The 13,395-nt window shown below is 70.3% G+C and carries 13 protein-coding genes; 12 read left to right on the top strand and 1 reads right to left on the bottom strand.

Features of this window, described 5'->3' with window-relative positions; translation table 11 throughout:
* Positions 1–34 precede the first annotated feature (34 nt).
* Positions 35–985 carry a tRNA (adenine-N1)-methyltransferase gene (locus tag CFP65_RS06700; RefSeq protein ID WP_104815215.1) on the top strand — a complete coding sequence of 317 codons (951 nt, stop codon included), beginning with the start codon at positions 35–37 and terminating at the stop codon, positions 983–985.
* A 145-nt stretch (positions 986–1,130) separates the two neighbouring features.
* A complete protein-coding gene (locus CFP65_RS38735) occupies positions 1,131–1,679 on the top strand; it encodes a hypothetical protein (protein ID WP_158702067.1) in 549 nt (182 codons plus the stop codon).
* A gap of 1 nt (position 1,680) precedes the next feature.
* Here CFP65_RS38735 and CFP65_RS06685 read toward each other — a convergent pair whose 3' ends face one another.
* A complete protein-coding gene (locus CFP65_RS06685) occupies positions 1,681–1,962 on the bottom strand; it encodes a ferredoxin (RefSeq protein ID WP_104815212.1) in 282 nt (93 codons plus the stop codon).
* 221 nt (positions 1,963–2,183) lie between these two features.
* Between CFP65_RS06685 and arc the strand changes: the two genes are divergently transcribed.
* From arc to CFP65_RS06635, 10 genes are all read left to right on the top strand, one after another.
* Positions 2,184–3,950, top strand: a complete 1,767-nt coding sequence (gene arc / locus CFP65_RS06680) for a proteasome ATPase (RefSeq protein WP_104815211.1) — start codon at positions 2,184–2,186, stop codon at positions 3,948–3,950.
* Between the two features lie 158 nt (positions 3,951–4,108).
* A complete protein-coding gene (dop, locus tag CFP65_RS06675) occupies positions 4,109–5,623 on the top strand; it encodes a depupylase/deamidase Dop (protein ID WP_104815210.1) in 1,515 nt (504 codons plus the stop codon).
* Positions 5,624–5,779: 156 nt separating this feature from the next.
* Positions 5,780–5,998, top strand: a complete 219-nt coding sequence (locus CFP65_RS06670) for a ubiquitin-like protein Pup (protein WP_104815209.1) — start codon at positions 5,780–5,782, stop codon at positions 5,996–5,998.
* 182 nt (positions 5,999–6,180) lie between these two features.
* On the top strand, positions 6,181–7,023 hold the full coding sequence (gene prcB / locus CFP65_RS06665; protein WP_104815208.1) for a proteasome subunit beta: 843 nt from the start codon (positions 6,181–6,183) through the stop codon (positions 7,021–7,023).
* Positions 7,024–7,060: 37 nt separating this feature from the next.
* A complete protein-coding gene (prcA, locus tag CFP65_RS06660; protein ID WP_104815207.1) occupies positions 7,061–7,813 on the top strand; it encodes a proteasome subunit alpha in 753 nt (250 codons plus the stop codon).
* Positions 7,814–7,892: 79 nt separating this feature from the next.
* Complete coding sequence (gene pafA / locus CFP65_RS06655; protein WP_104815206.1) at positions 7,893–9,254, top strand: Pup--protein ligase; 1,362 nt, start codon at positions 7,893–7,895, stop codon at positions 9,252–9,254.
* 125 nt (positions 9,255–9,379) lie between these two features.
* Positions 9,380–10,372 carry an FKBP-type peptidyl-prolyl cis-trans isomerase gene (locus tag CFP65_RS06650; RefSeq protein WP_104815205.1) on the top strand — a complete coding sequence of 331 codons (993 nt, stop codon included), beginning with the start codon at positions 9,380–9,382 and terminating at the stop codon, positions 10,370–10,372.
* Between the two features lie 116 nt (positions 10,373–10,488).
* Positions 10,489–11,778, top strand: coding sequence for an FKBP-type peptidyl-prolyl cis-trans isomerase (locus tag CFP65_RS06645; protein WP_104815204.1), 1,290 nt, complete (start codon positions 10,489–10,491; stop codon positions 11,776–11,778).
* A 65-nt stretch (positions 11,779–11,843) separates the two neighbouring features.
* Positions 11,844–12,218, top strand: a complete 375-nt coding sequence (locus CFP65_RS06640; RefSeq protein WP_104815203.1) for an FKBP-type peptidyl-prolyl cis-trans isomerase — start codon at positions 11,844–11,846, stop codon at positions 12,216–12,218.
* A 205-nt stretch (positions 12,219–12,423) separates the two neighbouring features.
* Positions 12,424–13,395 (top strand): YafY family protein, encoded by a 972-nt coding sequence (locus CFP65_RS06635; protein WP_104815202.1) that lies wholly within the window; start codon positions 12,424–12,426, stop codon positions 13,393–13,395.

Raw genomic sequence — 13,395 nt, 5'->3', positions numbered from 1 at the left:
AGCGGAGTGCGCGCGGTCCCTTAGGATTGTCCGCATGTCCGAACCGACCGGTGCCACCCGCCGACGCGGGCCCTTCCAGGTCGGGGACCAGGTCCAGCTGACCGACCCCAAGGGCCGCCACTACACGTTCACGCTCCAGGCCGGGAACCAGTTCCACACCCACAAGGGTGCGTTCCCGCACGACGAGCTGATCGGCGCTCCTGAGGGCACTGTCGTGCGCACCACGGGCAACGTCCCGTACCTCGCGCTGCGCCCCCTGCTCCCCGACTACGTCCTGTCCATGCCGCGCGGCGCCGCCGTGATCTACCCCAAGGACGCGGGGCAGATCCTGGCGATGGCCGACATCTTCGCGGGTGCCCGCGTGGTGGAGGCCGGCGTCGGCTCCGGCGCGCTGAGCACCTACCTGCTGCGCGCCGTCGGCGACACGGGCCTGCTGGCCTCGTACGAGCGCCGCCAGGACTTCGCCGACATCGCCCAGGCGAACGTCGAGCGGTACTTCGGCGGCCCGCACCCGGCCTGGAAGCTCACCGTGGGCGACCTCCAGGACAACCTGGTGGAGACCGAGGTCGACCGGATCATCCTCGACATGCTGGCCCCCTGGGAGTGCCTGGACGTCGCCTCCAAGGCGCTCGTCCCCGGCGGCCTGATCTGCTGCTACGTGGCCACCACCACACAGCTGTCGCGCACCGTCGAGGCGCTGCGCGAGCACGGCACGTTCACCGAGCCGCAGTCCTGGGAGACGATGGTCCGCACCTGGCACGTGGAGGGCCTGGCCGTCCGCCCGGACCACCGCATGATCGGGCACACCGGCTTCCTGCTGACCTCCCGTCGCCTGGCCGACGGCGTCGAGCCGCCGCTGCGCCGGCGCCGCCCCGCCAAGGGCGCCTACGGCGAGGACTACGACAACGGCGCCACCCCGGAGCCGAGCCTGGCCGAGCGGGCCGCCGCCCGCCGCGCCGCGGCCGACACCGAGACCGCCGAATAGTCACCGCGTCATCACAAGAGGAGGGGCCGGGCGCCGAATGCGCCCGGCCCTTCGCCATGTCTCCACGTCAACCCGGGTACGCCGGGCCCGCTCCGATGTGGGACGATGCTCGCTCACGCCGCACCCATGGTGGAGGGATCACCTGGTGGAAGACTCGACCCTGCCCGCGCACGCCCGGCCCCGGCCGAAGCACTGGGCCCTGGTCGCGGCGGCCTGCGCCGCCCTGGTCGCCGCCGCCGTGGTGGCCTCCCCGGCCTCCGGCACCACCGCGCCCGCCGGAGCCGCCCCCCGGGCGCTGCCCACCGCGGCCGCCCCCGACCCGGCGAAGGCTCAACTTCCCCTTGACTGCGGCCCGTTCCCGGTGACCGTCACGCTGAGCTTCAACGCCCTGCTGGACGGCATACCCAGCACCGTGGCCGCCGCCCACTGCGCGGCCCCCAACGGCACCCCCACCGACGGCGTCTTCCTGCTCGCCCCCGGCCCCACCGTCCGGGCCACCCTGCTCCACGAGGCCGACGGCCTCACCGTCACCGCCCTCAAGCTCCGCTCCGACGGCACCGTGACCGGCACCGCCCGCGGCTACTCCAGCGACGACGTCCCGCGCTTCGCCCCGGACCTGATCCTGACCCTGGAGTGGCGCAAAGACGCCGCCGGCTGGCACCTGACGAAGAGTCCGTCGAACATCCGTCAGTAGGTCAGTCCGCGTCGGGCCCGTAGACCTCGACGCCATCCGCGGCACGGCGCACGTGGATGCACTCGCCGGGGCAGTCCTTCACCGAGTCCACGACGTCCTGAAGGATCGTCAGCGGCACCAGGACCGTCTCGCCCGGCTTCTGCCGCAGCTCGTCGTCCTCGCCCTTCACGTACGCCAGGCCGTCGATGTCGAGCTCGAACACCTCGGGCGCGTACTGCACGCAAATGCCGTCGCCCGTGCAGAGGTCCTGGTCGATCCAGACCTCCAGCGCCTCGCTGCTCATGTCGCCTGCCGTTCCTCGGTCACGATTCGGATATTCACCGGTACGACCCTACCCCTGGCCTGCTTTAGGCGGTGAACGGTGGGTATGAACTGGCGCAGGGGAGGCACGCAGGGCGGAGATTCGGACACGCCGTTCCACCTTTCTGATCAAGTCGCGTTTACCGGCGGCTGGGTCCAGGTAGGGTCTGGAAGCGTCCAGCTCCCCAGGAGGAGGTGAGGACCGTGGCAGCCCACGATGACGACTACACCCGCAGCACCGGTAAGCCCGCTCGTGGTTCCGACGAGGCAGCACAGCTCTCGTACCTCGAGCAGGAGATCGCCGTCCTGCGCCGCAAGCTCGCCGACTCGCCGCGCAGCTCAAGGGTTCTTGAGGAGCGTGTCGCCGAGCTGCAGACGAACCTGGCCGGCGTGACGGCCCAGAACGAACGGCTCGTCGCCACCCTGCGCGAGGCCCGCGACCAGATCGTGGCCCTCAAGGAAGAGGTGGACCGGCTGGCCCAGCCCCCGGCGGGGTTCGGCACCTTCCTCAGCTCCAACGAGGACGGCACCGCCGACATCTTCACCGGCGGTCGCAAGCTCCGCGTCAACGTCAGCCCCAGTGTCGATCTCGACGACCTCAGCCGCGGGCAGGAGGTGATGCTCAACGAGGCCCTCAACATCGTGGACGCAATGGCCTTCGAGAGCATCGGCGACATCGTCACCCTCAAGGAGGTCCTGGAGGACGGCGAGCGCGCTCTCGTCACCGGGCACACCGACGAGGAGCGGGTCGTCCGGCTCGCCGAGCCGCTGCGCGAGCTGACCCTGCGCCCCGGCGACGCCCTCCTCCTCGAACCCCGCTCGGGGTACGTGTACGAGGTGGTGCCGAAGTCGGAGGTCGAGGACCTGGTCCTCGAGGAGGTGCCGGACATCGACTACCGGCAGATCGGCGGTCTGGCCAACCAGATCGAGCAGATCCGCGACGCGGTCGAGCTCCCGTACCTGCACGCCGACCTGTTCAAGGAGTACGAGCTGCGCCCGCCCAAGGGTGTCCTGCTCTACGGCCCGCCCGGCTGCGGCAAGACGCTGATCGCCAAGGCGGTGGCCAACTCGCTCGCGAAGAAGGTCGCCGAGGTGACCGGCCGGCCGCAGGGCAAGAGCTACTTCCTGAACATCAAGGGCCCCGAGCTGCTCAACAAGTACGTCGGCGAGACGGAGCGGCAGATCCGGCTGGTCTTCCAGCGGGCCCGGGAGAAGGCGAGCGAGGGCACGCCCGTCATCGTCTTCTTCGACGAGATGGAGTCGCTCTTCCGCACCCGTGGCTCCGGCGTCAGCTCGGACGTGGAGAACACCATCGTCCCCCAGCTGCTCGCCGAGATCGACGGCGTGGAGGGCCTGGAGAACGTCATCGTGATCGGCGCCTCGAACCGCGAGGACATGATCGACCCGGCGATCCTGCGGCCCGGCCGCCTCGACGTGAAGATCAAGATCGAGCGCCCGGACGCCGAGGCCGCGAAGGACATCTTCTCCAAGTACCTCAAGGGCTCGCTGCCCTTCCACCCGGACGACCTCAAGGAGCACGACGGGTCCGTCGAGACGACGGTGCTCGCCATGATCCAGGCCGTCGTGGAGCGGATGTACACCGAGACCGAGGAGAACCGCTTCCTGGAGGTCACCTACGCCAACGGTGACAAGGAGGTCCTGTACTTCAAGGACTTCAACTCCGGCGCCATGATCCAGAACATCGTGGACCGGGCCAAGAAGATGGCGATCAAGGACTTCCTCGACCACGGCCAGCGCGGTCTGCGCGTCTCCCACCTGCTCGCCGCCTGCGTGGACGAGTTCAAGGAGAACGAGGACCTGCCCAACACGACCAACCCGGACGACTGGGCCCGCATCTCCGGCAAGAAGGGCGAGCGGATCGTCTTCATCCGCACGCTCGTCACCGGCAAGCAGGGCGCCGAGTCCGGCCGCTCCATCGACACTGTCGCCAACACGGGTCAGTACCTGTAAGGCAGCAGGCCACGAGCAGTCCCCACCCGCCGTCCGGCTGCGGAGCCCACGGGCTCCGCAGCCGGACGGCGCGTCTGGGGGCTGCCGGCGGGCAGACGCACCATCGCAACGTCAGCGCCAGGCCCGGCGGGGGCCCGGCGCAGGGCAAGGAGGGCCGCATGACCGTACGGCGCGTGATGGGGATCGAGACGGAGTACGGGATCTCCGTGCCCGGGCACCCGAACGCCAACGCGATGCTCACCTCGTCCCAGATCGTCAACGCGTACGCGGCGGCGATGCACCGGGCGCGGCGGGCTCGCTGGGACTTCGAGGAGGAGAACCCGCTGCGGGACGCGCGGGGCTTCGACCTCGCGCGGGACGTGGCCGACGCCAGCCAGCTGACCGACGAGGACATCGGCCTGGCCAACGTGATCCTCACCAACGGCGCCCGGTTCTACGTGGACCACGCCCACCCCGAGTACTCCTCGCCGGAGATCACCAACCCCCGGGACGCGGTGCTCTGGGACAAGGCCGGCGAGCGGATCATGGCCGAGGCGGCGGCCCGGGCCCTGGAGCTGCCGAACGGCCAGAAGATCAACCTGTACAAGAACAACACGGACAACAAGGGCGCCTCCTACGGCACCCACGAGAACTACCTGATGCAGCGGGCCACCCCGTTCGCCGACATCGTGCGCCACCTGACCCCGTTCTTCGTCTCCCGCCAGGTGGTCACCGGCGCCGGCCGGGTGGGCCTGGGCCAGGACGGCTCGGCCGACGGCTTCCAGCTGAGCCAGCGGGCCGACTTCTTCGAGGTCGAGGTCGGTCTGGAGACCACCCTCAAGCGCCCGATCATCAACACCCGGGACGAGCCGCACGCCGACGCCGAGAAGTACCGCCGGCTGCACGTGATCATCGGGGACGCCAACCTCTCGGAGATCTCCACCTACCTCAAGCTGGGCACCACCTCGCTCGTGCTGGCCATGATCGAGGAGGCCTTCATCGCGGTGGACCTCGCGGTGGACCAGCCGGTGCGCACCCTGCACCGGGTCTCCCACGACTCCACGCTGACCCACCTGATCACCCTGCGCAGCGGCCGCAAGCTCACCGCCGTCCAGCTCCAGATGGAGTACTGCGAGCTGGCCCGCAAGTACGTCGAGGACCGCTGGGGCCAGGACGCCGACGAGCAGACCCTGGACGTGCTGGCCCGCTGGGAGGACGTGCTCGGCCGGCTGGAGCGCGACCCGATGAGCCTGTCCAGGCAGCTGGACTGGGTGGCCAAGAAGGAGCTGCTCGAGGGGTACCGCCAGCGCGACGGCCTGGACTGGGACAACTCCCGGCTGCACCTGGTCGACCTCCAGTACAGCGACGTGCGGGCCGACAAGGGCCTCTACAACCGCCTGGTGGCGCGCGGCCGGTTCGAGCGGCTGGTCACCGAGGAGGAGGTCACCCGGGCGGTCTCCAAGCCGCCGGAGGACACCCGGGCCTACTTCCGCGGCCGCTGCCTGGAGCAGTACGCCGAGCACGTCGCGGCGGCCTCCTGGGACTCGGTGATCTTCGACCTGCCGGGCCGCGACTCGCTCCAGCGGGTGCCCACCCTGGAGCCGCTGCGCGGCACCCGCAACCACGTCAAGGAGTTGCTCGACCGCTGTCGTACGGCGGAGGACTTGGTGCGGGTGCTCTCGGGCGGAAGTTGAATCGCCGGGTAACCTTCGGGTCACTCAGGGGTGAATGCTTCCGAGGTGGGAATCAATTAGGGGAGTGCGGAGCGTTCTACCAGAACTACGGGCGATCCGCGCTCGCGGTGTATAGGGTCTGAGGCAGTGCCGAGACAGTCGAGCGGGGTGAGGGAAATGGCGAGCAAGGACACCGGTGGCGGCCAGCAGCGGGCGAACCGCTCCTCCGAGGAGGTCGAGGAGCAGGCTGCTGAAGCGCAGCAGTCCGAGGACCTCAAGGAGCGCCAGGAAAAGCTGAGCGACGACGTCGACGCGGTCCTGGATGAAATCGACGACGTCCTGGAGACGAATGCCGAGGACTTCGTGCGGCAGTTTGTCCAGAAGGGCGGCCAGTAGCCTGATTGCCCGATTTTCAGTAATCGGGTCGAGGGCTGGGTCTTTCGTTCGCGCGCGGCATTGTGCCGCGCGCGAACGCACACATCCGGACGGTCCGGGAGGGTTGGCGGGCCGCGCCGACCGGGTAAGGTCCGGGGCATCCGTAGTTGATCTACGCAGCAGATCCACCTGGAGGGAATCGAGTGGAAGCCATGACTGGTGGCACCGGGCGTCTACCGGCTGCCTTCCTGACCCCCGGGTCCTCGTCGTTCATCGACTTCCTGGCCCAGCACCAGCCCGAGCTGATCCCCGGCCGCCGCGGCCTGCCCGAGGGCCTGACCATCGAGGCGCCGCACGGCACCACGATCGTCTCGGCGGTCTTCGACGGCGGCGTGGTGCTGGCCGGTGACCGCCGCGCCACCATGGGCAACGTGATCGCCCAGCGCGACATCGAGAAGGTCTTCCCGGCCGACGAGTACAGCGCGGTCGGCATCGCCGGCACCGCCGGCCTCGCCGTCGAGATGGTGCGCCTGTTCCAGCTGGAGCTGGAGCACTACGAGAAGATCGAGGGCACCGTGCTCTCCCTGGAGGGCAAGGCCAACCGGCTCACCACGATGATCCGCGGCAACCTCGGGATGGCCATGCAGGGCCTGGCCGTGGTCCCGATGTTCGCGGGCTACGACCTCGACCTCGGCCGAGGCCGGATCTTCACCTACGACGTCACCGGCGGCCGGTCCGAGGAGCGGGGCTTCGCCGCCACCGGCTCCGGCTCGGTCTTCGCCCGGGGCTCGATGAAGAAGCTCTACCGCGAGGGGCTCAGCCCCGAGCAGGCCGCCACCCTGGTGGTCCAGGCGCTCTACGACGCCGCCGACGACGACTCGGCCACCGGCGGGCCCGACCTGGCCCGCAAGATCTTCCCGATCGTCTCGGTGATCACCGAGGACGGCTTCCGGCAGTTGGAGACGGACGAGGTGGCCGCGATCGCCGTCTCGATCACCGACCAGCGCCTGGAGCGCCCCAACGGCCCCCAGGCCCCCCTCCTCTAAGTCCGCCCCCTCCTCCAGACAAGGGAGATGACCGCCGGTGTCCACACCGTTCTACGTCTCGCCCCAGCAGGCCATGGCGGACCGCGCGGAGTACGCCCGCAAGGGCATCGCCCGCGGCCGCAGCGTGGTCGTGCTCACCTACGCCGACGGCATCGTCTTCGTCGCGGAGAACACCTCGCGCGCCCTGCACAAGGTCTCCGAGATCTACGACCAGATCGCCTTCGCGGCGGTCGGCCGCTACAACGAGTTCGAGAACCTGCGGATCGGCGGCGTCCGCTACGCCGACCTGCGCGGTTACTCCTACGACCGCGCCGACGTGACGGCCCGCGGCCTGGCCAACGTCTACGCCCAGACCCTCGGCACCATCTTCTCCTCGGTCGGCGAGAAGCCGTACGAGGTCGAACTGGTCGTCGCCGAGACCGGCCGCACCCCCGAGGACGACCAGATCTACCGGCTCACCCCGGACGGTTCGGTCGTCGACGAGAAGAACACCGTCGTGGTCGGCGGCAACGCCGATTCCATCGGCTCCTACCTCGGGCAGCGCCACCGGGTCGGAATGACGCTCGCCGAGGCCCTCAAGGTGGCCGTCGACGGGCTCGCCCGCGACCCCAACGGCGGCACCGCCCGGACGCTGACCACCGATCAGCTGGAGGTCGCGGTGCTCGACCGCACCCGGCCCCAGAAGCGGAAGTTCAAGCGCGTGCTGGGCGCCCAGCTGACCCGCCTCCTCGAAGGCGAGCCCGCCGCCGCGGATTCCGACGACCCGGACGTGGGGGAGTTGCCGGAATAGCGCGTCCCGTGACTGGTATCGGACGGGGTTTCGGCTGACGGCGCGTTTCAGCCAGCCCCCAGAAGAGAAAAGATGCCATATGGACCGCCGAATTTTCGGGCTGGAGAACGAGTACGGAGTCACCTGTACGTTCCGGGGGCAGCGTCGGCTGTCCCCGGACGAGGTCGCCCGGTACCTCTTCCGCCGCGTTGTCTCCTGGGGACGCAGCAGCAATGTGTTCCTGAAGAACGGCGCCCGCCTGTACCTCGACGTCGGCTCCCACCCCGAGTACGCCACGCCCGAGTGCGATGACGTGACGGAGCTGGTGACGCACGACAAGGCCGGCGAGCGCATCCTCGAAGGCCTCCTGGTGGACGCCGAGCGGCGCCTGCACGAGGAGGGCATCGCCGGTGACGTCTACCTGTTCAAGAACAACACCGACTCCGCCGGGAACTCCTACGGCTGCCACGAGAACTACCTGGTGGCCCGGCACGGCGAGTTCTCCCGGCTGGCCGACGTGCTGATCCCCTTCCTGGTGACCCGTCAGCTGATCTGCGGGGCCGGCAAGGTGCTGCAGACCCCGCGCGGTGCGGTGTTCTGCGTCAGCCAGCGCGCCGAGCACATCTGGGAGGGCGTCAGCTCCGCCACCACCCGCTCCCGTCCGATCATCAACACCCGGGACGAGCCGCACGCCGACGCCGAGCGGTACCGCCGCCTGCACGTCATCGTCGGCGACTCCAACATGTCGGAGACCACCACCCTGCTCAAGGTCGGCGCCACCGACCTGGTGCTCCGGCTGATCGAGGCCGGCGTGGTGATGCGCGACCTGACGCTGGAGAACCCGATCCGGGCCATCCGCGAGGTCAGCCACGACCTCACCGGCACCCACCAGGTGCGCCTCGCCAACGGCCGCGAGGCCAGCGCGCTGGACATCCAGGAGGAGTACTACAGCAAGGCCCTCGAGTTCGCCGACCGCAAGGGCATCAACGAGGGCACCATCGCCCGGGTGCTCGACCTCTGGGGCCGCACCCTGGAGGCCGTCCGGACGGAGGACCTGGCCAAGGTCTCCGGCGAGATCGACTGGATCATGAAGTACAAGCTGATCGAGCGGTACCGGGCCAAGCACGACATGACGATGTCGAACCCCCGGATCGCCCAGATCGACCTCGCGTACCACGACATCCACCGCCGTCGCGGCCTGTTCTACCTGATGCAGAACAAGGGCCAGGCCCAGCGGGTCACCACCGACCTCAAGACCTTCGAGGCCAAGTCGGTGCCCCCGCAGACCACCCGGGCCCGGCTGCGCGGCGACTTCATCCGGCGGGCCCAGGAGCAGCGGCGCGACTTCACCGTCGACTGGGTGCACCTGAAGCTGAACGACCAGGCCCAGCGGACGGTGCTCTGCAAGGACCCGTTCCGCTCGGTGGACGAGCGGGTGGAGAAGCTGATCGCCGGAATGTGACGGTCCGTATCGCGCCGATGGGGTGGGCTCCGGCCCACCCCATCGGCGTGTCGGGCCCCGGGAAGGGGACGAACCGGGTCATAGGCTGACGGTCAAGCGCCGACCGACAGTTAGGACCACCCACCGTGCGTCGCCTTGCCGGGCTGCTCGCCGTCCTGCCACTCGTCCTGCTCCCCGCCTGCAGCAGCGGCTCCGGCGGCTCCGCCGGTGCCTCGCCCTCGGGCACCGCCCCGGCCACCGCCCCCGCGGTGCCCAGCCCGGTGGCCTCCGCCTCGCCGATGCCCACGGTGGCCGGGGACTTCGGCACCAAGGCGACCATCACCCTGCCGGGCGGGCAGCCCAGCGGCCAGTTCGTGGTGAACACGGTGAGCGAGGGCGACGGCCCGGCGGTGGCCAAGAACGACTGGGTGACGGTCAACTACACCGCCAAGGACTGGACCACCGGCAAGGACGTCTCCGACTCCTTCGCGAGCGGCCAGAAGCCCCAGCTCTACCAGGCGGGCGGCGGGCAGCTGGTGCCGGCCTTCGACCAGAGCGTGCTCGGCAAGAAGGTCGGCAGCCGGCTCCTGGTGGTGGCGCCCCCGGCCGCGGCCTTCGGCGGCCAGGGCAACTCCAGCCTCGGGGTCGGCGCCACCGACACGGTGGTCTTCGTGCTCGACGTGATGGAGGCGGTGCCCCAGGACGGCACCATCCCCGGCGCCCTCACCCAGCCCCCGGCCACCGCCCCCCAGATCAAGGACAACGGCAAGGCCGCCCCCACCATCACCGTCCCGGCCGGCCCGCCGGCCCCGCCCACCGAGTTGCAGAAGTACGTCCTGGTCAAGGGCGACGGCAAGCCGGTGGCCTCCGGCCAGCAGCTGGTCGTCCAGTACACCGGCGTGCTCTGGGCCAACAGCCAGCAGTTCGACTCCTCCTGGAGCCACGGCGGTGCCCAGGCCCTCCAGGTCGGCACCGGCCAGCTGATCAAGGGCTGGGACGAGGGCCTGGTCGGCCAGACCGTCGGCAGCCGGGTGGAGCTCGTCGTCCCGCCCGCCCTGGGCTACGGGGACAAGGCCCAGAGCTCGGTGCCGGCGAACTCCACCCTGGTCTTCGTGATCGACATCCTGGCGGCAGTCTGAGAGGGTGGCCGACCACTGCTCTCATGCGTACCTGACATACTGGCGCCGCTCAGCACTGTGGTATGAGTCGTCGCGGCCCGGGTCAGGGCTTCGAACGGCCGGATGGATGGGGAGTCATGTCTGATAAAACGTCGAGCCCGGGCGAGGCCGGAGCCGTCAACGGCGGGGCCGCTGACCCGGCTGCCGCGCGGCCCGGCGGCCCGCTGCCGGGCGAGGGCGAGTCGATCATCGTGTCGCCGGAGGTGCTCAGCCAGATCGCCGCCCCGGTCGAGCCGCGTGAGCCGGTCAAGGACGAGGAGCCCCAGGTCTTCGCCTCCACGGTGCGCCGCCAGGAGCTCTCCGAGGCCGGCTACGACGAGAACCCGCCCGGGGCGGGCAAGCTCGGCGTGATCCTCGGCACGGTGCTCGCGCTGCTGCTGGTCGGCAGCGGCGTGACCCTGTACATGGTCAACCGGCCCGACTCGAGCGCCAAGGCGAAGGCCGCCGACTCGGCGCCCACCTCGGCCGCGCCGACGGCCGACCCGGTGCCCCCGATCAAGGACACCGCCAAGGTGCTCCCGACGGTGACCGGCGACTTCGGCAAGAAGCCCACCATCGAGGTGCCCAAGGAGGCTGCCGAAGGCACCTTCGTGGTCAAGCAGCTGAGCGAGGGCGACGGCCCCAAGGTCAACAAGAACGACTGGGTCTCGGTCGACTTCTCGGCCAAGGACTGGGCCAACGGCAAGGACATCGCCGGCAGCTACGACCAGGGCAAGCCGCAGCTCTACCAGGCCGGCTCGGGCAAGCTCATCCCCGCCCTCGACAGCGTGGTGACCGGCCACAAGGCCGGCAGCCGCCTGCTCGTGGTGGCGCCCCCGGCCGCCGCCTTCGGTGCCCAGGGCAACAGCGCGATGGGCGTCGGCGCGACCGACAACCTGGTCTTCGTGATCGACATCAAGCAGGCCACCGCCCCGGACGCCACCGTCCAGGGCGAGATGACCGACCCGCCGTCCGACTTCCCCAAGGTCAAGGACAACGGCAAGAAGGCCGCCGAGATCACCCCGGTGCCCGGCGCGGCCGACCCCAAGGAGCTCAAGACCGCCGTCCTGATCCAGGGCAAGGGCAAGAAGGTCGAGTCCGGCGAGAAGGTCGTCGTCCAGTACACCGGCGTGCTGTACAAGGACGGCAAGAAGTTCGACTCCTCGCTCGACCGCGGCCAGGCCTTCAGCTTCGTCACCGGTGGCGGCAGCGTCATCGAGGGCTGGGACAAGGGCATCGTCGGCCAGACCGTCGGCAGCCGGATCGAGCTGGTCATCCCCTCCTCGCTCGGCTACAAGGACCAGGCCTCCGGCCCGATCCCGGCCAACTCGACGCTGGTCTTCGTGGTGGACATCCTGGACGCGGGCGTGGGCTCCGCCGACAGCTAGATCGCTGCGGCTCCGCCGACGGCTAGGCTGGGGCCTGCAGTACAGCCAACCGAGAGAAGAGTTCCGTGACTCAGAAGACCAAGCCCGAGATCGATTTCCCGGGCGGCGAGGCTCCGACCGAGCTCCAGATCCGCGACATCGTCGTGGGTGACGGCGCCGAGGCCACCGTCGGTGCGAACGTCGAGGTCCACTACGTGGGCGTCACCTTCGCCTCCGGCGAGGAGTTCGACGCGTCCTGGAACCGCGGCCAGACCTTCCGCTTCCCGCTGGGCAAGGGCCGCGTCATCAAGGGCTGGGACGAGGGCGTCGTCGGCATGAAGGTCGGCGGCCGTCGCGAGCTGGTCATCCCGGCGAACAAGGCCTACGGCAACCAGTCGCCGAGCCCGCTCATCCCGGCCGGCTCGACGCTGATCTTCGTCGTCGACCTGCTCGGCGTCTGAGACCCGATCAGCTGATCCGGCTCCAGGGCCGCACCCCGCTCCGGCGGGGTGCGGCCTGTTGCGTTTCCCGGGCTTCGCCCTCGGCGGTTCCCGGGCAAGGCCCTCGGCTTTTCTCGGCGCGCCCGCTACCGGTACGGTCGGGTCGGCCGGGCGATCACCCCGGGTAACCCCGGTGCGCCCGGCGCGCCGTACGGAAAGGTCAGCGATGGCGATCGCCAAGGCGGAGCGGCTGATGAACCTCGCCCTGTGCCTGATGAACACCAGACGGCCGCTCTCCAAGAAGGAGCTGCGGGAGTCCGTCGAGGCGTACCGCGAGGCCTGGCAGCAGGGCAGCGAGGACGCCTTCAACCGGATGTTCGAGCGCGACAAGGACGACCTGCGCGAGCTCGGCCTGATCATCGACGTGGACGAGAACGCCCTGGACGGCGAGGTCGGCTACCTGGCCCGGCGCGACCGCAACCGGCTGCCCGAGATCGCCCTGGACGCCGAGGAGGCCGCCGCGCTGACCCTGGCCGCCCGGGTCTGGCAGCAGGCCAAGATGTCCGGCGCGGCCAGCGGCGCCCTGCAGAAGCTGCGCGCCGCCGGGGTGCCGTTCACCGAGGACGCCGAGCACAGCGCGCTGCAGCCGCTCATCCCGGCCCGCGAGGCCGCCTTCGAGCCGCTGCTGGTGGCCGCCCGCGACCGCCGCCCGGTGACCTTCGACTACCGCAAGGCCGGGGCCGCCGCCCCCGAGCAGCGCCAGGTGGAGCCCTGGGCGCTGGAGTGCTGGCGCGGCCACTGGTACCTGGCCGGCTGGGACCGGGACCGCGAGGCGGCCCGGGTCTTCAGGCTCAGCCGGATCACCGGCAAGGTCCGCTCCCGGGCCGGCAGGTTCCTCGGCGAGGTGCCGGGTCATGTGGACGTCCGGGCCGTGGTCGCCGCCTTCGCCGGCGAGGGCGCCACCGCCACCGCCACCATCCGGCTGCGCCGGGGGGCGGGCTTCCCGCTGCGCACCAAGGCGCTCACTGTCGCCCCGGCCGAGGGCGACTGGGACGAGCTGGAGATCCCGTACGGCAACGGGCTCGGGGCCGACCTGGCCGAGTTCGGGCCCGACCTCGTGGTGCTCGCACCCGAGGAGCTGCGGGCGGATGTCATCGACCGGCTGCGCGCTGTCGCCGGCCTCGGCGTGGGGGAGTGA

It is taken from the genome of Kitasatospora sp. MMS16-BH015 (assembly GCF_002943525.1).
In the GTDB taxonomy this organism is placed as follows: domain Bacteria; phylum Actinomycetota; class Actinomycetes; order Streptomycetales; family Streptomycetaceae; genus Kitasatospora.
The sequence above is the reverse complement of the archived record's forward strand: the minus strand, read 5'-3'. Positions and strand labels throughout refer to the sequence as shown.